Below are 242 nucleotides of genomic sequence, written 5' to 3'. Positions count from 1 at the left end.
TTCATTTACATCAAGTACTTCAATGTTAAACGCAGGGAGCGATGCACTTAAAACACCATCCGATACGGTAATGATAATGCCTGAAGTAACACCTATATCAGATGCGCTCGGAATACCGGATAAAGCACCTGAACTAGCATTAAACGTGGCCCAACTTGGTTTATTTGTAATCGAGAAGATTAAGGCATCATCATCAATATCCGACACATTAGGTGTGAAGCTATAGGCTTTTCCTTCATCTA

Annotated in this window: 1 protein-coding gene; it reads right to left on the bottom strand. The window is 40.1% G+C overall.

The window, feature by feature from the left end:
• On the bottom strand, positions 1 to 242 hold a 242-nt coding region (locus AN214_RS22835), incomplete at both ends, for a putative Ig domain-containing protein (protein WP_161805724.1).

The sequence above is a fragment of the Pseudoalteromonas sp. P1-9 genome (assembly GCF_001399975.1).
Classification (GTDB): Bacteria; Pseudomonadota; Gammaproteobacteria; order Enterobacterales; family Alteromonadaceae; genus Pseudoalteromonas.
Note: the sequence above shows the minus strand (reverse complement) of the source record. Positions and strands in the feature narration are given on the sequence as shown.